This window comes from Paracoccus sp. J55 (assembly GCF_000513975.1).
Lineage (GTDB): Bacteria > Pseudomonadota > Alphaproteobacteria > Rhodobacterales > Rhodobacteraceae > Paracoccus.
The window spans coordinates 13,759-35,682 of sequence record NZ_AZVA01000023.1 but is presented as its reverse complement, the minus strand read 5'-3'; the positions used below and the strand labels follow the sequence as shown (position 1 = coordinate 35,682).

Sequence of the window (21,924 nt, the reverse complement as noted above, 5' to 3'; positions counted from 1 at the left end):
TTTCATAACAAAACGAAGCGCATAGCGCACATAGAGGGCAGTGATGATTCGGGCAATTCGCGCATTTTTCGCGGTTGTCGCGGTTGCCGTTGTGGCAAGCTGCGGCGGTGGCGACAGCCTGCAACCCAGCAAGACCTATCAGGGTCCGCCGATCACGCAGATCGTGGTCAAGAAGGCCGATCGCAAGATGTATCTGGTCAGCGGCAAGGAAGTCGTCAAAAGCTACAAGATCCATCTCGGCAACCAGCCGGTCGGACCCAAGCGGTTCGAAGGCGACGGCCGCACGCCCGAGGGCCTGTATTTCGTCGACCGCTTCAATCCGCGCAGCCGCTACCACCTGTCGGTCGGGATCTCCTATCCTTCGGCGCAGGACGTGGCCAATGCGGCAGCCATGGGACTGCGGCCGGGCGGCGACATCTTCATCCATGGCCTGGGCCCCGAGGGCAAGGCGCTGAACCGCCCGGACTGGACCGCCGGCTGCATCGCCGTCACCGACGAGGAGATCGAGGAGATCTTCACCATGCTGCGGCCGGGCGTGCCGATCTTCATCTACCCCTAGGCGCCGCTGGCGCTCAGGCTGGTGCCTGGAACGACAAAGGCTCCGCGCAGCGTCGCGGGGCCTTGGCTTTCAGGAAGCTCGCAGGCCGGCTGACGGCCTGTTCTCCGCCCTGCAGCCTTGCAGGGCCTTGCGGCCGCCGGCCGCCGCAGCAGGAAAGCCCGGGATGGGGATGCCTGTCCTGTCCGGCGGTGCCTGCCTTGCCATCCAGACGCGCCGGGCGACAGAGCATTGCCCCTTGCCGCCTGCCGCAATCCGGGTCGCAGCCACCCAGACTTCCGGGACCGGACCGATACCGCCTGCCCGCTTTGCGGGTCGGCAAGCGAAAGGCGCGGCCCGCCTCGGGGCCGCGCTGCCGGATCAGATGCCGGCGCCCGGCGCAAAGCCGCCCGCCATGGCCGTCGGCGCACCCGCCCCGCCGCCGGTGATCAGCACCCACCAGATCTTGCCCGACGGCTCCTGATACCAGCCGACGCCGAATTCCGCGGCGCGCGGATCCATGATCACGTCGCGCGTGTCGCGATTCTGCATCCAGGCATTCAGCGTGGTGATCTCGTTCTCATAGGTTTCCGAGATGTTCTCGCCGACCAGATGGCCCATGTAGCCTTGGCGCCGCACCCGATCCAGCGGCGACGAGCCGTCCGAGCCGAAATGCCAGGCGCGGTTCTGCGCCGCCATGTCGCGGGCATGCACCTTGGCCGCCGCGTCCAGCATCGGGTTCTGCACCACGCCGGGCGCCGCGATATTGGCGCGCAGCGCATTGATCTGGCCGGCGATCCGGCCGGGGATCTGCGCCTCTTCGCGCGGCGTGATCTTGTAGGCGACCGGCAGCGGCTGGCCATCGGGGCCGAGTTGCTGCTGCGGCTGCTGGCAGGCCGCAAGGGCCAGAACCGACACGAGCGCCAGGGTGGAGAGTTTCAGCATGATGTCCTGTCCCGAAAGGATATTTTGCGCCAGCCATACAAAAGCCCGGGGCCCGCTTCAAACCCAAGATTGCGTGAGGGCCACAGGCTGCGACTCTGTTGCGACAATGACGCTTGTTTGAATTGCAAGGTGTCCGGCGCGGGCGTAAATCCGCGCATCAGCAGACCTCTTTCGCAAATTCGGGCAGAGAAGGCCGCCGCAAGCGGTCCGTCACATATCAGGAGCGACACATGATCACGCCGAAAAATCCGGTCTCGCGCCGGAAATTTCTGACCGCCTCGGTGGCGATGGGCGCGGCAGGGCTGGCGGCGCCGGCCATCGCGCAGTCCTTCGACCCCTATACCGGCCAGCCGCTGCAGGGCACGGCGGGCGGCGCCACCCCGGATGCGGGCATGGTGCAATACGACGCCGGGCAGGATTCGCGCCGCAACATCTCCAGCTTCCGCATGCAGGACTGGCAGCCCTATTTCAGCACCCTGACCAACGGCGCCATCCTCGTGGACCTGACCTCGCGCGCGCTGCATTACTGGTCCGAGGACCAGACGGTCTACAAGCTGTTCCCGACCTCGGTCCCGGTCAGCCCCGACCTGACCCGCACCGGCCGCACCGAGATCATCAAGAAGGTCGAGGGCCCTAGCTGGGCGCCCACCCCCGAGATGAAGAAGCGCAACCCCGAATGGCCGGATTTCGTGCCGCCGGGGCCGGACAACCCGCTGGGCACCCATGCGCTGTGGCTGAGCTGGCAGTATTACCGCATCCACGGCACGCATGACACGCGCAAGATCGGCCGCAAGTCCTCGAACGGCTGCATCGGCCTTTACAACGAGCATATCAAGCAGCTCTACGACCTGACCAAGATCGGCACCCAGGTGCTGCTGATCTGACCTGGCCGGGACAGGAACGACAGCAAGGGGCCGCAAGGCCCCTTTTTCGTTTCGACCGCCTGGATCAGCCAAGGCTCGGGCCGCACCGCCGGAGGATGCGGCCCGACCTTTGATCACGCCTCCGGACCCAGACCGAATGCCGGATGACGGATCAGTTCTTCGCAAGGCTCGGTGCCGCCGAAGGGCAGGGCCAGAACCACCCCGGGCAGCCAGCTGCGCCCAGGCCAGGGAAGGCCCGGAAACCGAACCGGCCATGATAGGCGGGATCGCCCACCAGCGCCGCGCCGCGGCCGGTGGCCCGCAACCGGCGGAGGGCCTGTGCCATTGACGGCAAAACGGCAAGCGGGCCGATCAGGCCGCAGCCGTCCTGCGTGCCGATCCGTGCCGCCGAAGCGCCCAGGTAGCCGATCACCTCACCCTCGTCCTCGGCCACAAGCGAGAGGGAAAGCCGCCCCTCCGCCCGCAGCGCCGCGACGAGGCCGGCCTCGGTTCCAGTGGATTGCGCAAGCATCCATGGCTTCGGCGACAAGCCGGCTGATCGCCGGGATGTCACCGGCGGTTTCATTGCGGATCAGCATGTCAGGCCCCCTGATTGTCGAGCTGCGCGAACGGAGGAGCGGCCGCGTTTCGAGATCCGATACGGGCTGCCTGACCGGGATTCGATCAGCCCTTTCCGCCGCAATCGGTTGAAGACGGCCAAATCGAAGCCGGCAAGGATCATCCCCTCGCGCGTGACGCATGTCACGGAGGTGATCTTGGCGCTGTCGACGCGCTCGTGCAGGATACGGCCGCCAAGGGCCAGGACGTGCAGCGCACGTTGTTCATTTCGTGAGATGTTCATGGAAGTCTCGCATGACGGACGTGAAAGACACCCCGAGCGCACATGCACCCGGCGGCTTTGGGTTCACGCGGCTCTCCGAGATTCAGAGAGCCTTGTCACACAAGCTCTGACATCCAGTCTCCACAGGCAGCAGGGGATCGTCGCTGCTCACGCCCCCCAATCCAGGAAACGGGCGGCTTTGGAACAACCCCGTAACATAGACGAACCGTGGCGGCCTGCCCCCAATCGGCGTCAGCGGCAGCGCGGGCCCTCAGACCCACCCCGCCAGGTTCTCGCCGATCACCGCGGTCAGCACGTCGATATGCGCGGGCTCGGCGTTCAGGCAGGGGATATAGGTGAACTCCTTGCCGCCGGCATGGATGAAGGCCTCGCGGATCTCGCCCTGGATCTCTTCCAGCGTCTCGATGCAATCGGCGGAAAACGCCGGCGAGATCACCGCGATCTCGGTGATGCCCTGCCGCGCCAGCTCGGCCACATGCTCGACCGTATAGGGGCGCAGCCATTCCTCGGTGCCGAAGACCGACTGGAAGGTGGTGTCGATCACGCCCTCGTCCCAGCCCAGCCGCTCGCGCAGCAGGCGCGAGGTCTTCTGGCACTGGCAATGATAGGGGTCGCCCTCCAGCAGATAGCGTTTCGGCATGCCGTGATAGCTGGCGACCAGCTTGCGGGGCTGGCGGCCGCCCAAGGCACGCTCGACCGAGCCGGCCAGCGCCGCGATATAGTCCGGCCGGTCGAAATAGGGCGGCACGGTGCGCGAGGCCGGCTGCCATTTCTGCGCCATCAGCGCCCGGAAGAACTGGTCGTTCGCCGTCGCCGTCGTCGCCCCCGCATATTGCGGATAAAGCGGGAAGAACAGGATGCGGTCGCAGCCCGCCTTGACCATGCGTTCGACCACGTCGGGGGTCGAGGGATTGCCGTAGCGCATGCAGAAATCGACCATCACCCGGTCGCCCCACAGCGCCGCCACCCGGTCCCGCAGCGCCGCCACCTGTTCCTTGGTGATGGTCATCAGCGGGCTTTCATTCGCCTCGTTGTTCCAGATGGTCTTGTAGTTCGCCCCCGAGGTGAAGGGCCGCTTGGTCAGGATGACGGTCTGCAGCAGCGGCTGCCATTTCCAGGCCGGGTAGTCGATCACCCGCTTGTCCGACAGGAACTCGGACAGATAGCGCCGCATCGACCAGTAATCGGTCGCGTCGGGCGTGCCCAGATTGGCGATCAGCACGCCGATCTTGCGGGCGGGAATCGGAGGGTGGCTGGCGGGGGCGTGCGCGGCAAGGGTCATTCGGGCTTTCTCGTGTGGGCCAGGGCTTCGGCAAGCGGCATCCTGGCCGAGCCCGGGCGAAGCGGTTTCTGCTGGCTGGCATCGGGCGCCCATCCGGTCAGGAAGACCAGGTCGAAGGTCGCCCGGATGCGCGTGCCGTCCTGCGGGTCGGGATGGGTTTCGGCATAAAGCGCGGCGGCGCGCAACAGGACATCTCGTCGCGTCGGGCGGCGCAGCCGGCCAGCCAGCGCGTTGCCCTCGCCCATGGCGCGCAGGTCGCGGGCCAGATGGAACAGGCTGCGATAGCTGGCGAACTGGGTGATCTGGTCGGCGACCGGCAGCGCCAGCCCGGCGCGCGGCAGCAGCCCGCCCAGGTCGCGGATCTCGCCCATGGGCAGGACGCGGGGCGACAGGCCGCCGGCGACCTCGGCCTCGGCGCGGGTCAGCGCCTCGCGCAGCTCGGAGAGGCTGCGCCCGCCGGGACAGGCGGCGATCAGCAGGCCGTCGGGGCGCAGCGCGCGGGCGGCCTGCGCAAGCTGGCCGACCGGGTCCTCGGCCCAGTGCAGCGCCATGGCGTGGATCACCAGGTCATGCGCGCCGGGTTGCAGGTCCAGCTGGGGCGCGTCGGCGACGATCTTCGCGCCGGGCATGGCCTCGCGCCAGAACTCCGGCAGGCCGGTCACCACGGCGACGTCGCTAAACCTTCTGTTAACCTCCGCCAGCCTATCCTGGATCTCGTCGGCGACAATTCGATGCAGGAAATCCACCGGCCCAAGGCGCAGGGCGCGGCGGCGGTTCCGCTCGAGCGCGCCGCGGTCGGTAAGGCTGGGAACGGGGGTGGAACGGTCGGGCATCATGGGGGCAGAACATAGGGGGCTTCGCGGCCTGATGAAAGGCGCATTGCGGTTGGTCTACCCGCCGCAATGCCTGTGTTGCGGCGCGCCGGTGGCCGAGGAGGGCGGGCTTTGCCCCGCCTGCTGGCGCGAGGCGGAATTCATCCAGGGCACCTGCTGCGGGCGCTGCGGGGTGCCGCTGCCCGGCGACGGGCTGGAGGATGCGGCCGATGAGGCGGCGGGGCTGCTGGTCTGCGACGACTGCCTGCGCATCCAGCGGCCCTGGCTGCGCGGCCGCGCGGCGCTGGCCTATCGCGGCACCGGACGCCAGCTGGCGCTGATGCTGAAGCATGGCGACCGGCTGGACCTGGCGCCCGCGCTGGGGGACTGGGTGGCGCGGGCGGCGCAGCCGCTGCTGCGTCCGGGCATGGTGGTGGTGCCGGTGCCGGTGCATCTGCGCCGGCTGCTGCGGCGGAAATACAACCAGGCCGAGATGCTGGCCCGGCACGTGGCGCGGGCGCATGGGCTGGCGCATCTGCCCGGGGGCCTGCGGCGGCTGCGGCACACGCCGATGCAGGACCACGGCAGCGTCGGCGACCGGTTCGCGAATGTCGCGGGCGCCATCGCCGTGCCGGCGCGCATGGCTTCGCGCCTGCAGGGCCGCGCGGTGCTGCTGGTCGACGACGTGATGGCCTCGGGGGCGACCATGGCGGCGGCGGCCGAGGCGCTGCGGACCGCCGGGGCCGGGCCGATCTCGGTGGTGGTTCTGGCGCGGGCGGTCAAGGATGCATAGATAAGGGCCGAACAATGACTGCCGGGACGCGCTTATGGCCAAGGTCGAGATCTATACCACCCCCACCTGCCCCTATTGCATTGCCGCCAAATCGCTGCTGCGCAAGAAGGGCGTCGCCTATGAGGAAACCGATGTCAGCCGCGATCCGCAGCTGCGCGGCGCCATGACCCAGCGCGCCGGCGGCCGGCGCACCGTGCCGCAGATCTTCATCGACGGCCGCCATGTCGGCGGCAGCGACGACCTGCATGCGCTGGACTATCAGGGCAAGCTCGACGGGCTGCTGGGCCTGACGGCATGAGCGAGGCGCTGCGGGCGGCGCTGGTGCAGCTCAGCGTCTCGGACGATCCAGCGCGCAACCTGCCGGTCACGCGGGCCCTGGTCCGCGAGGCGGCGCAGGGCGGCGCCGGCTGGGTGCTGACGCCCGAGGCCACCAACCTGCTGGGCGCCGGCCGCGAATTGCAGGAGCGCATCCTGCATGTCGAGGCCGAGGACCCGACCCTGGCCGCCCTGCGCGAGGATGCGCGCGACCTGGGGATCTGGCTGCTGATCGGCTCGCTGTCGCTGAAGACCGGCGATCCGGCCGAGACGCGCTTTGCCAATCGCAGCTTCCTGATCGCGCCGGACGGCAGCATCCGCGCGCGCTACGACAAGCTGCACATGTTCGACGTGACGGTGTCGGACAGCGAATCCTATCGCGAATCCGCGGCCTTCCGCCCCGGCCGCCAGGCCGTGCTGGCCGAAGGGCCGCTGCCGGTCGGCATGACGGTCTGCTACGACCTGCGCTTTCCGCAGCTCTACCGGGCGCTGGCCAAGGCCGGGGCCGAGGTGCTGACCGTCCCCGCCGCCTTCAACGACACCACCGGCGCCGCGCATTGGGAGGTGCTGTTGCGCGCCCGCGCCATCGAGACCGGCTGCATCGTGCTGGCCCCGGCGCAATGCGGCAGCCATGCGACGCATTTCGACCCCGGGCGCCGGGTCCGCCGCAGCCATGGCCATTCCCTTGCGGTCGGTCCCTGGGGCGAGGTGCTGGCCGACGGCGGCAGCGAGCCCGGCGTCACCTTCGTCACGCTTGACCGCGAGGCCGTTCTCGGGGCACGGTCCCGCATCCCATCGCTCACGCATGACCGAGACTTCGCCGGCCCATGACCGACAAGACCCCATGATCGACAAGACCCATGACAACCCGGCAGGGCATGCCGACATCTCGGCCGATGCCCTTGCGGCCAGCCTGTTTTCCGAGGTGTTCATCGCCGACCAGCTGGCGCGCGACCTGATCGGCAAGGCGCTGCCCAAGGGCATGCAGATCTCGCATTTCTCGGTGCTGAACCTGCTGGCGCATCTGAATGTCGAGCGCACGCCCGCCGAGCTGGCCGAGGCCTTCCATGTCACCCGCGGGGCGATGACCAACACGCTGTCGCGGCTGGAATGGGCCGGGCATATCCACATCCGCCCGGACTGGGACGATGCGCGGCGCAAGTTCGTGGCGATCAGCCCGGCGGGCCGGGCGGCGCGGGACGCGGCGCTGGCGGCCTTCATGCCGCGAATCGCCGATGTGGTGCGCGATGTCGGCGCCGACCGGGTGCGCGCGGCGCTGCCGGTGCTGCGCATGCTGCGCAAGCAGCTGGAAGAGACGTTGCGTCACGAATCGCGCGGCGGGCGCTGAGGGGCGCCGGTCGCCCGAGTATTTGGGAAACGGTGAAAGCCGGCTGTGGCCCGCCCCGCCGCTCCGTGGCGGTCGGGTATTTGCGGAACGAAGAAGCTCAGGCGTCGCGCAGGGCGGTCATCGCGTAATTGACCGACAGGTCGCGATGCGACAGCGACCAGCTCCAGCCCAGCGGGTTGAAGACCATGCCGCAGCGGTCGACGACGCGCAGCCCCGCCGCCTCGGTCATCCGCGCCAGTTCGTCGGGGGTGATGAAGCGGCGCCAGTCATGCGTCCCCTTGGGCAGCCAGCGCATGACCCATTCCGCCCCGACGATGGCGGCGGCGAAGCTGCGCGCCGTGCGGTTCAGCGTCGAGGCGATCAGCATGCCGCCCGGCGCCACCAGGTCGCGGCAGGTGGCGATGAACTGCGCCGGGTCGGCGACGTGCTCGACGATCTCCAGCGCCATGACCACGTCGAAGCGGCGCCCCTCGGCCGCCAGCGCCTCGGCCGTGGTGGCGCGGTAGTCGATGGCAAGGCCCTGTTCCGCGGCATGCAGGCCGGCAATGGCGATGTTGCCCTCGGCCGCGTCGGCGCCGGTCACGGTTGCGCCCAGCCGGGCCATCGGCTCGGCCATCAGCCCGCCGCCGCAGCCGATGTCGAGCAGCGTCAGCCCCTCGAAGGGCCGGGGCGCGGCCAGGTCGCGGCCGAACTGCGCCGCGACCTGGGCGGTGACATAGTCCAGCCGCGTCGGGTTCAGCATGTGCAGCGGCTTGAACTTGCCGTTCGGATCCCACCATTCCCGCGCCATGGCCTGGAACTTGGCGACCTCGGCCGGGTCGATGCTGCTGGGGGCCGGGCTGGCGGGGGCTGGTCTTTCGGTCATCTGGCCGTCCTTCATGTGGCGGGCGCGCGCGAGGCGCTATATAGTGGTGCCATGGACAGATTGGCAGGGCAAATCGGCGGCACGCCGTCGCATGGCAGGCTGCATCCGATGGTCGAGCCCTTCGACCGCCGGATGATCGTGGTCGGCGACGGCCACATGCTGCATGTCGAGCAGAGCGGCAATCCCGACGGCGTGCCGGTGATCGTCCTGCATGGCGGACCCGGAGGGGGGTGCAGCCCCTTCATGCGGCGCTTCTTCGACCCGGCGCATTACCGCGCGGTGCTGTTCGACCAGCGCGGCTGCGGCCGCTCGCTGCCCCATGCCGCGGTGGCGGCGAACACCACCCAGCACCTGATCGCCGATATCGAGGTGATCCGCCGCGAGCTGGGGATCGAGCGCGCCATCCTGTTCGGCGGCAGCTGGGGCGCCACGCTGGCGCTGGCCTATGCCCAGGCGCATCCCGACCCGGTGGTGGCGCTGGTGCTGCGCGGCGTGTTCCTGGGCCGGCGGGCCGAGCTGGACTGGTTCTATGGCGGCGGCGTCGCGCGCTTCTTTCCCGACCGCTGGGCCGAATTCCAGGCGCCGATTCCCGAGGCCGAACGCGACGACATGATCGCCGCCTATCACCGGCGGCTGTTCAGCGGCGACCGCGGACGGGAGATCCGCTATGCCCTGCCCTGGCTGGTCTGGGAAAACGCCCTGGCGGGGCTGGAGATCAACGGGCCGGGCCATGCGCCGCCCGACTATGCCCGCACCTTTGCCCGTCTGGAGAATCACTATTTCGCCCATGACTGCTTCCTGGCCGAGGGCCAGCTTCTGCGCGACCGCCACCGCATCGAGCACATCCCGGCCGTGATCGTGCAGGGCCGCTACGACATGGTCTGCCCGCCCCGCACCGCCTGGGAGCTGGCCGAGGGCTGGGCCAAGGCCGACCTGCGGCTGGTCCCCGCCTCGGGCCATGCGCTGAGCGAACCGCGAATCGCTGCGGAACTGGTGCGGGTGATGGATTGTTTCCGGGATGCGGCGCGATAGGGCGCGCCGCCTTTTTGGGCGGGGTGCGGCGTGACGTTCCTGTTCTTCCTGATCGCTTGCGGCGCGGCGGCCGCGACCGGCCTGATCTTCCCGCCCGGCGGCTGGTATGACGGGCTGCGCAAGCCGGATTTCACTCCGCCCCGCTGGGCGTTTCCGGTGGCCTGGACCACGCTTTACCTGCTGCTGGCCTGGGTGGGCGCGCGGCTGGCCGGCCTGCCCGGCGCCGGGCCCGCTCTGGCGCTGTGGGCGGCACAGATCGCGCTGAATACCCTGTGGACGCCGGTGTTCTTCGGCGCGCGCCGGCCGGGCGCGGCCATGGCGGTGCTGGCGATCCTGTGGCTGGTGGTCGCGGCGCTGCTGGTCGCGGCCTTCCGGCTGGACCTGCTGGCCGGCGTGCTTCTGCTGCCCTATCTGGCCTGGCTGACCCTGGCCGGGGCGCTGAATTTCCGCATCTGGCGGGACAATCCGGCGCCGCGATGAGGGCCCCGCCGGTTTTCCTTGCAATCCCGCGCGCCGCGCCCTATATGCGGCTCAACAGCGGCGCAGGCGTCCACACCCTGCCCACCGGGAAGACGCACGGGCCGCCTCGGCCCGTTTTTTGTATTTGGGGTATCACGAATGACCGACCTCATCGCCAAGACCGCCATCGACCGGCGCCTGGCCGAGATCATCGCCCCGGTCATCGAGGATCTGGGTTTCGAGCTGGTGCGCATCCGCCTGCAGGGCGGCAAGACCGCCACGCTGCAGATCATGGCCGACCGGCCGGAAGGCGGCATCAATGTCGACGACTGCGCCGATATCTCGACCGCCGTCAGCGCGATCCTCGATGTCGAGGACCCGCTGGAGGACGCCTATCATCTGGAGGTCTCCAGCCCCGGCATCGACCGGCCGCTGACCCGGCTGAAGGATTTCGAGACCTTCGAGGGCTATGAGGCGCGGCTGGAGACCAACCAGCCCATCGACGGCCGCAAGCGGTTCAAGGGCGTGCTGGCGGGCGTCGAGAAGGGCGAGGGCGGCGACGAGGTGCTGCTGAACATCGAGGAAGGCGGCGAGGTCCAGACCATCGGGCTGAACTTCGACTGGCTTTCCGATGCGAAGCTGGTCCTGACCGACGAGCTGATCGCCGAGATGCTGCGACAGAAAAAGGACGCGGGCGTGCAGATCGACAATCTGGACGAGACCGCCTTTGACGAGATCGAAACGGAAGCCGGCGAAAACAACGCCGCCGCGAAGGAGTGAGGAATGGCCATCACCTCTGCCAACCAGCTTGAACTGCTGCAAACCGCCGAGGCCGTTGCACGGGAAAAGATGATCGACCCCGATCTGGTGATCGAGGCGATGGAGGACAGCCTGGCCCGCGCCGCGAAGTCGCGCTACGGCTCGGAAATGGACATTCGCGTCCATATCGACCGCAAGACCGGCAATGCCACCTTCACCCGCGCCCGCACCGTGGTCGAGGATGACGCGGTCGAGAACTACCAGGCGCAATTCACCGCCGACCAGGCCCGCGCCTATTTCGAGCCCTCGAAGGACGGCCGCGCCCATTGGCTGCGCGACGGCCAGCTGCTGACCGATTTCTCGGGCAAGCCGCAGCCGGGCGACGTGTTCCAGGAGCAGGTGCCGCCGGTCGACCTGGGCCGCATCGCCGCGCAATCGGCCAAGCAGGTGATCCTGCAGCGCGTCCGCGAGGCCGAGCGCGACCGCCAATACGAGGAATTCAAGGACCGCGCCGGCACCATCATCAACGGTGTCGTCAAGCGCGAGGAATACGGCAACATCATCGTGGACGTCGGCCGGGGCGAGGCCATCCTGCGCCGCAACGAGAAGATCGGCCGCGAAAGCTATCGCCCGAACGACCGCATCCGCGCCTATGTCAAGGACGTGCGCCGCGAGGCCCGCGGCCCGCAGATCTTCCTGTCGCGCACCGATCCGCAGTTCATGGCCGAGCTGTTCAAGATGGAAGTGCCGGAAATCTATGACGGCGTCATCGAGATCAAGGCCGTGGCCCGCGACCCGGGCTCGCGCGCCAAGATCGCCGTGATCAGCTACGACAACTCGATCGACCCGGTCGGCGCCTGCGTCGGCATGCGCGGCAGTCGCGTGCAGGCCGTGGTGGGCGAGCTGCAGGGCGAAAAGATCGACATCATCCCGTGGTCCGAGGATCAGGCGACCTTCCTCGTGAACGCGCTGCAGCCGGCCGAGGTGGCGAAGGTCGTCTTCGACGAGGACGCCACCCGCATCGAGGTGGTGGTGCCGGACGAGCAGCTGTCGCTGGCCATCGGCCGGCGCGGCCAGAACGTGCGGCTGGCAAGCCAGCTGACGGGCCTCGACATCGACATCCTCACCGAAGAGGAAGAGTCGAAGCGCCGCCAGGCCGAATTCAACGCCCGCACCAAGCTGTTCATGGACACGCTGGACCTGGACGAGTTCTTCGCCCAGCTGCTGGTCGCCGAGGGCTTCACCAACCTCGAAGAAGTGGCCTATGTCGATCTGGACGAGCTTCTGTCCATCGAGGGCGTGGACGAAGGCACCGCCGAAGAGCTGCAGACCCGCGCCCGCGAGCATCTGGAAGCCGCGAACAAGGCCGCGCTGGAGAATGCCCGCGCCCTTGGCGTCGAGGACAGCCTGATCGAGTTCGAGGGCCTGACCCCGCAGATGGTCGAGGCGCTGGCCAAGGACGGCGTCAAGACGCTGGAGGATTTCGCCACTTGTGCCGACTGGGAACTGGCCGGCGGCTGGACCACGCAGAACGGCCAGCGCGTCAAGGATGACGGCATCCTGGAACCCTTCGACGTCTCGCTTGAAGAGGCGCAGAACCTGGTGATGACCGCCCGGGTCATGCTGGGCTGGGTCGATCCGACCGAGCTCGAATCGGCCGGCGAGGCCGAGGCCGGCGACGAACAGGAGGCCGGGGTGTAACGCCCCGGGAGCCGGATGACACGCGGGGGCCGTATCAAGGACCGCGAGACGCCCGAACGGCGCTGCATCGTCACGGGCGAGGTCCAGCCGAAGGCTGGGCTGATCCGCTTTGTCGCGGGCCCCGATGGCGAGGTGGTGCCGGATCTGGGCGAGAAGCTGCCCGGACGCGGCTTCTGGGTGGTGGCCGACCGGCAGGCGCTGGACAAGGCGGCCGCCAAGGGCTTGTTTTCGCGAGGCGCCAGGGCGCGGGTGACCGCCCCGCCCGAGCTGCTGGCGATGATCGAATCCGGGCTGGCGCGGCGGGTGACGGACACGCTGTCGCTGGCGCGCAAGGCCGGGCTGGCGGTCGCCGGCTTCGAAAAGGTCAAGGACTGGCTGGCCGCCGGCAAGGCCAAGGTGCTTCTGCAGGCCAGCGACGGATCGGAACGCGGCAAAGGCAAGCTCTGGACCCCGCCCGGGGGCCGGTGGTTCGGCTGCATGACCGCATCAGAATTGGGTTTGTCCTTTGGGCGCGATCATGTCATACACAGCGCGCTTGCGCCGGGGGGCCTGACCGACAAATTGATCAGGGACGCGAGCAGACTGACGGGTCTGCGCGAGCATGACGGCGGCAATGCGGCTGCCGGGAAGGAATGAAGATCGGATGAGCGATACTGACGGAAAGAAACCCCTGGGTCTTGGTGGCGGCCGTTCGGGCCATGTGAAGCAAAGCTTCAGCCACGGCCGGACCCATAACGTGGTCGTGGAGACCAAGCGCAAGCGCGTGGTCGTGCCCGGCAAGACCGGCGCGGCGGCCGGCGGCGGACGCTCCGGCTCGCCCTCGGCCGTGTCGGGCGACCCGTCGAAGCGTCCCGCCGGCATCTCGGATGCCGAGATGGAGCGGCGCATGGCCGCCCTGCGCGCCGCCAAGGCCCGCGAGGTCGAGGAAGCCGCGCAGCGCGTCGCCGAGGAAAAGGCCCGCGAGGAAGAACGCGAACGCCGCCGCCTTGAGCTGGAAGCCAAGGAGCGCGAGGAGCGCGAGCGCGAGGAAGCCCTGCGGCTGAAGGCCGAGGAGGACGAGCGCCGCGCCCGCGAAGCCGAGCTGCGCGAGAAGAAGAAGGCCGAGATCGCCAAGCCCAAGGCGGATGCGCGCCCGGCCACCCCGGCCGACCGCGCCGCCGCCGAAGCCGCCGCAGCGCGCGCCGAGACCAAGGGCGTCAGCGCCACCACGCCGCGCAAGACCGACCGCGACCGCGACACCCGCGGCCCGGCCGACGACCGCGACAGCCGCAACAAGAGCCGCGACGACAGCCGCCGCACCGGCAAGCTGTCGCTGAGCCAGGCGCTGGACGGCGAGGGCGGGCGGCAGCGTTCGCTGGCCGCGATGAAGCGCAAGCAGGAAAAAGCCCGGCAGAAGGCCATGGGCGGCAGCCAGCGCGCCGAAAAGCAGGTGCGCGACGTGCAGTTGCCGGAAACCATCCTGGTGTCCGAACTGGCGAACCGCATGGCCGAGCGCACCCCCGATGTCATCAAGTCGCTGATGCGCATGGGCATGATGGTCACCGCCAACCAGGCGGTCGATGCCGACACCGCCGAGCTGGTGATCGACGAATTCGGCCACCGCGCTGTCCGGGTCTCGGATGCCGACGTCGAGCAGGTCATCGACCAGGTCGAGGACAAGCCCGAGGATCTGAAGCCGCGCGCGCCGATCATCACCATCATGGGCCATGTCGACCACGGCAAGACCTCGCTGCTGGACGCCATCCGCCACGCCAATGTCGTGGCGGGCGAGGCCGGCGGCATCACCCAGCATATCGGCGCCTATCAGGTGAAGGCGTCGAACGGGGCGGTGCTGACCTTCCTCGACACGCCCGGCCACGCGGCCTTCACCTCGATGCGGGCCCGCGGCGCGCAGGTGACGGATATCGTCGTTCTGGTGGTCGCGGCCGATGACGCGGTGATGCCGCAGACGGTCGAGGCGATCAACCACGCCAAGGCCGCCAAGGTGCCGATGATCGTGGCGATCAACAAGATCGACAAGCCGGATGCCAATCCGCAGAAGGTCCGCACCGACCTGCTGCAGCACGAGGTCGTCGTCGAGGCGATGTCGGGCGACGTGCAGGATGTCGAGGTCTCGGCCAAGACCGGCCAGGGCCTGGACGCGCTGCTTGAGGCCATCGCCCTGCAGGCCGAGATCCTGGAGCTGAAGGCCAATCCCGACCGCCCGGCTTCGGGCGCGGTGATCGAGGCCAAGCTGGACGTGGGCCGCGGCCCGGTCGCGACGGTTCTGGTGCAGAACGGCACGCTGAAGCGCGGCGACATCTTTGTCGTCGGCGAACAGTGGGGCAAGGTCCGCGCCCTGATCAACGATAAGGGCGACCGCATCGACGCCGCCGGCCCCTCGGTCCCGGTCGAGGTGCTGGGCCTGAACGGCACGCCCGAGGCCGGCGACGTGCTGAACGTGGTCGAGACCGAGGCGCAGGCGCGCGAGATCGCGGATTACCGCATCCAGGCCGCCAAGGACAAACGCGCCGCCGCCGGTGCCGCGATCACGCTGGACCAGATGCTGGCCAAGGCCAAGGCCGACGAGAACGTCGCCGAGCTGCCAGTGGTCATCAAGGCCGACGTGCAGGGCTCGGCCGAGGCGATCGTCCAGGCGCTGGAAAAGATCGGCAACGACGAGGTGCGCGTCCGCGTGCTGCATTACGGCGTCGGCGCGATCACCGAATCGGATGTCGGCCTGGCCGAGGCCAGCCAGGCGCCGGTCATCGGCTTCAACGTCCGGGCCAATGCTCCGGCGCGGAACGCCGCGAACCAGAAGGGCGTCGAGATCCGCTATTACTCGATCATCTACGACCTGGTGGACGACATCAAGGCGGCGGCCTCGGGCCTGCTTTCCGCCGAGGTGCGCGAGAACTTCATCGGCTATGCCGAGATCAAGGAAGTCTTCCGCGTCTCGGGCGTCGGCAATGTCGCCGGCTGCCTGGTGACCGAGGGCGTGGCGCGGCGCTCGGCCGGCGTGCGCCTGCTGCGCGACAACGTGGTGATCCACGAAGGCACGCTGAAGACGCTCAAGCGCTTCAAGGACGAGGTCAAGGAAGTGCAGTCCGGCCAGGAATGCGGCATGGCCTTCGAGAACTACGACGACATCCGCAAGGGCGACGTCATCGAGATCTTCGAGCGCGAGGAAGTGCAGCGCCAGCTGTGATCCGGGAACCGAATGGCATGAGGGGCGGGCCTGCAGGTCCGCCCTTTCCATGTCCGGCGCCCGGCGATTCCTTTACAGAACTGTAAAAGACGCCCCTGCCCCGCCGGCATGGGCGCCGCTGCCGGGCCCCTGGAAGCCTCGGCCGCCTGGCCGCTTTCCATTCGCCGAATGCTCGCGCCGGTGGCGCGCGGCCCATGGTCCGGCAAGAAGAAACGGGACCCCGAAGGACCCCGTTTCCGTAAGCATGGGCACGTTTCTGCTGCGTCAGGACAGGACGGGCTTGCCCTCATAGGTTTTGCTGCCTACTCGGACCACGATGTTCCCGTTCGCCTGCTGCCGTTCAAAGATACCTTGGACAGAAATACAGCTGCCGATCGTGATCGTGCGAATCATGTCCGATCTCCTCCTCCTACAGGATTTCAGAATTGTCGCAAAATCGTTAAATGTTAACTAAGAATGTCCAAAGCTACGGCAAAATGATGATGATGCCGCGCCCGGCGTGACGGATATGTCTCATAGCCAGTCGCGCAGGATGGGCAGCAGCGGCAGGTCTGCCGGCGGCATCGGATATTTGTCCAATTCCCGGGCCCGGGCCCAGGCCAGATTCTGCCCTTCCCGGGGCATCGGCACGCCCTGCCAGCGCCGGCAGGCGAACAGCGGCATCAGCAGGTGGAAATCGTCATAGGCGTGGCTGGCGAAGGTCAGCGGCGCCAGGCAGGAATGCCAGGTCTCGATGCCCAGTTCCTCGTGCAGCTCGCGGATCAGCGCGGCCTCGGGGGTCTCGCCCGGCTCGACCTTGCCGCCGGGAAACTCCCACAGGCCCGCGAGGGACTTGCCCTCGGGGCGCTGCGCCAGAAGCACGCGGCCGTCCGCGTCGATCAGCGCGACGGCCGCGACAAGCACCATCTTCATGAGCGGTAATCGGCGTTGATGTCGATATAGCCATGCGTCAGGTCGCAGGTCCAGACCGTGCGCCTGCCCCTGCCCAGCCCCAGGTCGACGCCGATCACCAGATGGTCGCGCTTCATATAGGCGCTGGCAGCGGCTTCGTCATAGCCCGGCGCGCGCCAGCCGTTCTCGGCCAGCACCATGTCGCCGAAGCGGATGGTCAGCCGGTCGCGGTCGGCCTCGGCCCCGGACTTGCCGACGGCCATGACCACGCGGCCCCAGTTCGCATCCTCGCCGGCGATGGCGGTCTTGACCAGCGGCGAATTGGCGATGGCCATGGCGACGCGATGGGCATCGGCATCGCTGACCGCGCCCGTCACCTGCACCTCGACGAATTTCGTCGCTCCTTCGCCGTCCCGGACCACCTGCTGCGCCAGGTCCAGCATGACCTGGGTCAGCGCCTTGCCGAAGGCCCGCGCCGGGGCCGAGCGCAGGTCGGTGATCGGCGCGGCCTTCGACTTGCCGGTCGCCGCCAGGATCAGCGCGTCCGAGGTCGAGGTGTCGCTGTCCACGGTGATGGCGTTGAAGGTCTCATCCAGCCGCGCCGACAGCATGCGCTGCAGCAGCGCGGGCGCGATCTTCGCATCGGTGAAGACATAGACCAGCATCGTCGCCATGTCGGGCGCGATCATGCCCGAGCCCTTGGCGATGCCGGTGATGTTGATGGTGCCGCCATCGCCTTCGAAACTGGCCGCCGCGCCTTTCGGGAAGGTGTCGGTGGTCATGATGGCCCGCGCCGCGCCGGCCGCGCCGGCCGCGTCCAGGTTGGCGGCGAGATCGCCGATCACGGCGGTGATGCGATCGGCCGGCAGCGGCTCGCCGATCACCCCGGTCGAGGACGAGAAGACCCGCTCGCGCGGCACGCCCAGCGCCTTGGCGACGCCGCCGGTCACGGCATCCACCGCCTCTTGCCCGTTCCGGCCGGTGAAGGCATTGGCGTTGCCCGAGTTCACGATGATCGCCGCGCCCTTGCCGGTGTCCTGCTTCAGCGCCAGCTTGGCCTGGCAGTCCAGCACGCTGGCGGCGCGGGTCGAGGACTTGGTGAAGGCGCCGGCGATGGCAGTGCCCGGCGCCAGCCGCACCAGCATGACATCGGTACGGCCCTGGTATTTCACCCCCGCCGCGCCCGAGGCGAATTCGGCGCCCTCGATCACCGGCAGGTCGGGAAAGCGCGCCGGAGCCAGCGGCGAGACCGGGTTCTGGGGCTTGGCCTTGGCCACGGCCTCCACCGCCGCCTCGGCCCGCGCCTCCAGGCTGGCGGCGGCTTCCTTCAGCGCGGCCTTCAGCTTCTTCAGCCGCTTCTTCGCCGTCTTCAGCTTTTCGGCATCGGAGGGCTTGCTCTTCTTGTCGTCCGATTTCGCCATGTCACTCCCCCAGGATATCGGTCTTGTTCAGCAGGTCGGGGGCCAGCCCCTCGGTCTTTTCGACCTTGGCGTCGGACACGCGTTGCTCGATCTCGGCCTGCACCTTGTCGCGGCGCACCTGCATGGCCAGTTGCTCCTTGATCTCGTCAAAGGCCGGGGGCGTGACCTCGCGCGTGTCGTTCAGCTTGATGACATGCCAGCCGAACTGGGTCTCGACGGGCTCCGAGACCTGGCCCTTGTCCAGCGCCTTCACGGCATCGGCAAAGGGCTCGACCATCTGCTCGGGCTGGAACCAGCCCAGGTCGCCCTTGTTCGGGCCGGAATTGTCGGTCGATTTCTGCTCGGCCAGCGTGCCGAAATCGGCGCCGTCCTGCAACTCCTTGGCGATGGCATCGGCCTCTTCCCTGGTCTTCACCAGGATATGGGCGGCATTGTATTCGATCTTGGGCTCGGTCTGGCCGCCGAAGGCCTGGTCATAGGCGGCTTTCAACTCGGCCTCGCTCGGCTCGGCGCTCGCGACCTTTTCCAGGACCGAGCCGGCCAGATAGGCGCGCTTCTCGATCTCCAGCGCCACGGCGTCGCGCTTGCTCAGCGGCTCGGCGGCCTGCGCCACGGCGGTCTGGCGGATCATCTGGTCCAGCATCAGGTCCCACAGCGCCGCATCCGGCAGGCCCTGCGTGGTCTGCGCGTCCAGCCCCTGCCGCATGGCGATCATCTGGCCCAGCGTGATCGACTCGCCGTTGACGGTGGCGACCACGGTATCGGCGTCCTGCGCCAGGCCGGGCATGGCCGATACGGCCCCCGAGAGCAGCACGGAGACGGCAAGAAGCGGTTTCAGCATAGGTTTCCCCTTCGTGGGACGGCGCGTCCACGCAGAGGTGAACGGGCGCAAGCGTTGACAGTGGGCCGGCCGGGGCATACATCCGGCGCAACCGAAAATGCGCGCCCGTCGCCGTTTTTCCGGCCCAAGTGATAGGGCAAGGCGAATGGTGCCGGCAAGTGGGCGGAACGTCCCGCGCACCCCCAGATACGCGATTTTGAAGGTTCATATGCTCGGCATCGGAAACTTGGCGAAACTGGTCTTTGGCACGCCCAACGACCGCAAGGTGAAATCGGTCCGCCCGCTGGTGGCCCAGATCAACGCGCTGGAGGAACAGTTCCGCGCCCTCTCCGATGCGGACCTGATCGGCAAGACCCGCGAGTTGCAGGGCCGCGCGCAAGCGGGCGAGGATCTGGACAAGCTTCTGCCCGAGGCCTTCGCCAATTGCCGCGAGGCGGCGCGCCGCGCGCTTGGCCTGCGCGCCTTCGACACCCAGCTGATGGGCGGCATCTTCCTGCACCAGGGCAATATCGCCGAGATGAAGACCGGCGAGGGCAAGACCCTGGTCGCGACCTTCCCGGCCTATCTGAACGCGCTGGCGGGCAAGGGCGTGCATGTCGTCACCGTCAACGACTACCTGGCCAAGCGCGACGCGCATTGGATGGGCAAGGTCTTTGCCCAGCTGGGCATGACCACCGGTGTGGTCTATCCTTTCCAGGAGGACGCCGAGAAGCGCGAGGCCTACCGGGCCGACGTGACCTATGCCACCAATAACGAGCTGGGCTTCGACTACCTGCGCGACAACATGAAGGGCTCGATCGAGCAGATGACCCAGCGCGGGCATTTCTTCGCCATCGTCGACGAGGTCGACTCGATCCTGATCGACGAGGCGCGGACGCCGCTGATCATCTCGGGCCCCTCGCAGGACCGCAGCGAGCTCTACAAGACGCTCGACGCCTTCATGCCCGAACTCGCGCCCGAGCATTACAAGCTGGACGAAAAGGCCCGCAACGCCACCTTTACCGAGGAAGGCAACGAGTTCCTGGAAAAGCGCCTGCAGGCGGCGGGCGTGCTGCCCGAGGGCCAGACGCTTTACGACCCCGAATCGACCACCATCGTCCACCACGCCAACCAGGCGATGCGGGCGCACAAGCTGTTCATGCGCGACCAGCACTATATCGTGCGCGACGACGAGGTGGTGCTGATCGACGAATTCACCGGCCGGATGATGAAGGGCCGCCGGCTGTCGGACGGGTTGCACCAGGCCATCGAGGCGAAAGAGGGCGTGGCGATCCAGCCCGAGAACGTGACGCTGGCCTCGGTCACCTTCCAGAACTATTTCCGGCTCTACGACAAGCTGTCGGGCATGACCGGCACCGCGGCCACCGAGGCCGAGGAATTCGCCGAGATCTACAAGCTGGGTGTGGTCGAGGTGCCCACGAACCGCCCGGTGCAGCGCATCGACGAACACGACCGCGTCTATCGCACCGCGGCCGAGAAATACGCCGCGGTGATCGAGGCGATCAAGGAAGCCCATGCCAAGGGCCAGCCGATCCTGGTCGGCACGACCTCGATCGAAAAATCCGAGATGCTGTCGCAGATGCTGACCAAGGAAGGCATCCCGCACAACGTGCTGAACGCCCGCCAGCACGAGCAGGAGGCGAAGATCGTCGCCGATGCCGGCAAGCTGGGCGCCGTGACCATCGCCACCAACATGGCCGGCCGCGGCACCGACATCCAGCTGGGCGGCAATGTCGAGATGAAGGTGATGGAGGCGCTGGCCGCCGACCCCGAGGCCCATCCCGACGAGCTGCGCGCCCAGATCGAGGCCGAGCACGCCGCCGAGAAACAGGCGGTTCTGGACGCCGGCGGGCTGTTCGTGCTGGCGACCGAACGCCACGAAAGCCGCCGCATCGACAACCAGCTGCGCGGCCGCTCGGGCCGCCAGGGCGACCCCGGCCGCTCGCTGTTCTTCCTGTCGCTGGAAGACGACCTGATGCGGATCTTCGGCTCGGAACGGCTGGACAAGGTGCTGTCGACGCTGGGCATGAAGGATGGCGAGGCCATCGTCCACCCCTGGGTCAACAAGTCGCTGGAACGCGCCCAGGCCAAGGTCGAGGGCCGCAACTTCGACATCCGCAAGCAATTGCTGAAATTCGACGACGTGATGAACGACCAGCGCAAGGCGATCTTCAGCCAGCGCCTGGAAATCATGCATACCGACGAGGTCGGGGACATCGCCGCCGACATGCGCGCGCAGGTGATCGACGACCTGATCGACCAGCACCTGCCACCGCGCGCCTATGCCGAGCAATGGGACGTCCAGGGCCTGCACGACGCGGTGGTCGACAAGCTGAACATGGACCTGCCCATCGCCGATTGGGCAGCCGAGGACGGCGTGGACCAGGACGCGATCCGCGAACGCATCCAGCAGGCCACCGATACCTATATGGCGCAAAAGACCGAACAGTTCGGCCCCGAGAACATGCGCCAGATCGAAAAGCAGGTGCTGCTGCAGCAGATCGACAGCAAATGGCGCGAGCATCTGGTCACGCTGGAGCATCTGCGCTCGGTCGTGGGCTTCCGCGGCTATGCACAGCGCGACCCGCTGTCGGAATACAAGACCGAGGCCTTCCAGCTGTTCGAGACCATGCTGGACGGGCTGCGCTTCGACGTGACCCAGCAACTGGCCCGCATCCGGCCGCTGACCGATGCCGAGCGCGAGCAGATGCTGCGCGAATACCAGCAGCAGCAGGCGGCGACCGAGGCGCAGATGCATCCCGAACACGAGGAAGCCGAGGGCGGCGAGGTTTCGGGCCGGGTCGCCGGCTTCGACGAGACCGACCCCACGACCTGGGGCAACCCCTCGCGCAACGATCCCTGCCCCTGCGGCTCGGGCAAGAAGTTCAAGCACTGCCACGGCGCGCTGGCATGAACTGGGGGCCTTCGGGCCCCTTTTTCATGCGCCATGCGGATTGCGCACTCGGCAAATGGGTATTTGGAAAACAGAGAAGATCCGAGCGAGGCGGCTCGT

23 protein-coding genes are annotated in these 21,924 nt (G+C 68.0%); 13 read left to right on the top strand and 10 right to left on the bottom strand.

Annotated features, from left to right (window positions below; genetic code table 11):
• Window positions 1–43 precede the first annotated feature (43 nt).
• A complete protein-coding gene (locus PARJ55_RS0116010) occupies window positions 44–559 on the top strand; it encodes a murein L,D-transpeptidase family protein (RefSeq protein WP_028713960.1) in 516 nt (171 codons plus the stop codon).
• Window positions 560–916: 357 nt separating this feature from the next.
• Here the strand turns inward: PARJ55_RS0116010 and PARJ55_RS0116005 are convergent, their stop codons facing one another.
• Complete coding sequence (locus tag PARJ55_RS0116005; protein WP_028713959.1) at window positions 917–1,480, bottom strand: CAP domain-containing protein; 564 nt, start codon at window positions 1,478–1,480, stop codon at window positions 917–919.
• A 230-nt stretch (window positions 1,481–1,710) separates the two neighbouring features.
• Here PARJ55_RS0116005 and PARJ55_RS0116000 point away from each other — a divergent pair, with 230 nt between their 5' ends.
• The gene (locus PARJ55_RS0116000) at window positions 1,711–2,364 is read left to right on the top strand and encodes a L,D-transpeptidase (RefSeq protein WP_028713958.1); all 654 of its coding nucleotides are present in this window, start codon (window positions 1,711–1,713) and stop codon (window positions 2,362–2,364) included.
• Window positions 2,365–2,515: 151 nt separating this feature from the next.
• Here PARJ55_RS0116000 and PARJ55_RS22310 read toward each other — a convergent pair whose 3' ends face one another.
• The 4 genes from PARJ55_RS22310 to PARJ55_RS0115985 form a co-directional block, all read right to left on the bottom strand.
• Window positions 2,516–2,875: a GNAT family N-acetyltransferase gene (locus PARJ55_RS22310; RefSeq protein WP_232215726.1), complete on the bottom strand. Its 360-nt coding sequence runs from the start codon at window positions 2,873–2,875 to the stop codon at window positions 2,516–2,518.
• A gap of 60 nt (window positions 2,876–2,935) precedes the next feature.
• A complete protein-coding gene (locus tag PARJ55_RS23415; RefSeq protein WP_084637885.1) occupies window positions 2,936–3,205 on the bottom strand; it encodes a YjhX family toxin in 270 nt (89 codons plus the stop codon).
• Window positions 3,206–3,455: 250 nt separating this feature from the next.
• Window positions 3,456–4,487, bottom strand: coding sequence for a ferrochelatase (gene hemH / locus PARJ55_RS0115990; RefSeq protein WP_028713957.1), 1,032 nt, complete (start codon window positions 4,485–4,487; stop codon window positions 3,456–3,458).
• Window positions 4,484–5,323, bottom strand: a complete 840-nt coding sequence (locus PARJ55_RS0115985; RefSeq protein ID WP_028713956.1) for a methyltransferase domain-containing protein — start codon at window positions 5,321–5,323, stop codon at window positions 4,484–4,486. The genes hemH and PARJ55_RS0115985 overlap by 4 nt, the downstream gene beginning before the upstream one ends.
• Window positions 5,324–5,354: 31 nt before the next feature.
• On the opposite strand from PARJ55_RS0115985, the gene PARJ55_RS0115980 reads away from it, so the two are divergent.
• Genes PARJ55_RS0115980 through PARJ55_RS0115965 form a run of 4 tightly spaced genes read left to right on the top strand, consistent with a single transcriptional unit; the run spans window position 5,355 to window position 7,755 of the window.
• On the top strand, window positions 5,355–6,092 hold the full coding sequence (locus tag PARJ55_RS0115980; RefSeq protein ID WP_028713955.1) for a double zinc ribbon domain-containing protein: 738 nt from the start codon (window positions 5,355–5,357) through the stop codon (window positions 6,090–6,092).
• 34 nt (window positions 6,093–6,126) lie between these two features.
• Window positions 6,127–6,390, top strand: a complete 264-nt coding sequence (grxC, locus tag PARJ55_RS0115975) for a glutaredoxin 3 (protein WP_028713954.1) — start codon at window positions 6,127–6,129, stop codon at window positions 6,388–6,390.
• Window positions 6,387–7,238 (top strand): carbon-nitrogen hydrolase family protein, encoded by an 852-nt coding sequence (locus PARJ55_RS0115970; protein ID WP_198019373.1) that lies wholly within the window; start codon window positions 6,387–6,389, stop codon window positions 7,236–7,238. Before grxC ends, PARJ55_RS0115970 begins: the two co-directional genes overlap by 4 nt.
• Window positions 7,239–7,251: 13 nt before the next feature.
• A complete protein-coding gene (locus PARJ55_RS0115965) occupies window positions 7,252–7,755 on the top strand; it encodes a MarR family winged helix-turn-helix transcriptional regulator (RefSeq protein WP_051416308.1) in 504 nt (167 codons plus the stop codon).
• 97 nt (window positions 7,756–7,852) lie between these two features.
• On the opposite strand, the gene ubiG is transcribed toward PARJ55_RS0115965, so the two are convergent.
• Entirely contained in the window at window positions 7,853–8,620 is a 768-nt protein-coding gene (ubiG, locus tag PARJ55_RS0115960) for a bifunctional 2-polyprenyl-6-hydroxyphenol methylase/3-demethylubiquinol 3-O-methyltransferase UbiG (protein ID WP_028713951.1), read from the bottom strand.
• A gap of 51 nt (window positions 8,621–8,671) precedes the next feature.
• Between ubiG and pip the strand changes: the two genes are divergently transcribed.
• From pip to infB, 6 genes are all read left to right on the top strand, one after another.
• Complete coding sequence (pip, locus tag PARJ55_RS0115955) at window positions 8,672–9,652, top strand: prolyl aminopeptidase (RefSeq protein ID WP_028713950.1); 981 nt, start codon at window positions 8,672–8,674, stop codon at window positions 9,650–9,652.
• 30 nt (window positions 9,653–9,682) lie between these two features.
• The gene (locus tag PARJ55_RS0115950) at window positions 9,683–10,132 is read left to right on the top strand and encodes a TspO/MBR family protein (protein WP_028713949.1); all 450 of its coding nucleotides are present in this window, start codon (window positions 9,683–9,685) and stop codon (window positions 10,130–10,132) included.
• 138 nt (window positions 10,133–10,270) lie between these two features.
• Complete coding sequence (rimP, locus tag PARJ55_RS0115945) at window positions 10,271–10,891, top strand: ribosome maturation factor RimP (RefSeq protein WP_028713948.1); 621 nt, start codon at window positions 10,271–10,273, stop codon at window positions 10,889–10,891.
• 3 nt (window positions 10,892–10,894) lie between these two features.
• Window positions 10,895–12,571 carry a transcription termination factor NusA gene (gene nusA / locus PARJ55_RS0115940; RefSeq protein WP_028713947.1) on the top strand — a complete coding sequence of 559 codons (1,677 nt, stop codon included), beginning with the start codon at window positions 10,895–10,897 and terminating at the stop codon, window positions 12,569–12,571.
• Between the two features lie 15 nt (window positions 12,572–12,586).
• Window positions 12,587–13,207: an RNA-binding protein gene (locus PARJ55_RS0115935; RefSeq protein WP_028713946.1), complete on the top strand. Its 621-nt coding sequence runs from the start codon at window positions 12,587–12,589 to the stop codon at window positions 13,205–13,207.
• 7 nt (window positions 13,208–13,214) lie between these two features.
• On the top strand, window positions 13,215–15,758 hold the full coding sequence (infB, locus tag PARJ55_RS0115930) for a translation initiation factor IF-2 (RefSeq protein WP_028713945.1): 2,544 nt from the start codon (window positions 13,215–13,217) through the stop codon (window positions 15,756–15,758).
• A 264-nt stretch (window positions 15,759–16,022) separates the two neighbouring features.
• Here infB and PARJ55_RS24785 read toward each other — a convergent pair whose 3' ends face one another.
• The 4 genes from PARJ55_RS24785 to PARJ55_RS0115910 all read right to left on the bottom strand — a co-directional run bounded on the left by PARJ55_RS24785 (window position 16,023) and on the right by PARJ55_RS0115910 (window position 18,911).
• The gene (locus tag PARJ55_RS24785) at window positions 16,023–16,151 is read right to left on the bottom strand and encodes a hypothetical protein (protein WP_028713944.1); all 129 of its coding nucleotides are present in this window, start codon (window positions 16,149–16,151) and stop codon (window positions 16,023–16,025) included.
• Between the two features lie 120 nt (window positions 16,152–16,271).
• The gene (gene mutT, locus PARJ55_RS0115920; protein ID WP_028713943.1) at window positions 16,272–16,670 is read right to left on the bottom strand and encodes an 8-oxo-dGTP diphosphatase MutT; all 399 of its coding nucleotides are present in this window, start codon (window positions 16,668–16,670) and stop codon (window positions 16,272–16,274) included.
• Complete coding sequence (gene argJ, locus PARJ55_RS0115915; RefSeq protein ID WP_028713942.1) at window positions 16,667–18,070, bottom strand: bifunctional glutamate N-acetyltransferase/amino-acid acetyltransferase ArgJ; 1,404 nt, start codon at window positions 18,068–18,070, stop codon at window positions 16,667–16,669. Before argJ ends, mutT begins: the two co-directional genes overlap by 4 nt.
• Before the next feature lies 1 nt (window position 18,071).
• The gene (locus PARJ55_RS0115910; protein WP_028713941.1) at window positions 18,072–18,911 is read right to left on the bottom strand and encodes a peptidylprolyl isomerase; all 840 of its coding nucleotides are present in this window, start codon (window positions 18,909–18,911) and stop codon (window positions 18,072–18,074) included.
• Window positions 18,912–19,119: 208 nt separating this feature from the next.
• Here PARJ55_RS0115910 and secA point away from each other — a divergent pair, with 208 nt between their 5' ends.
• A complete protein-coding gene (secA, locus tag PARJ55_RS0115905) occupies window positions 19,120–21,825 on the top strand; it encodes a preprotein translocase subunit SecA (RefSeq protein WP_028713940.1) in 2,706 nt (901 codons plus the stop codon).
• Window positions 21,826–21,924: the final 99 nt, after the last annotated feature.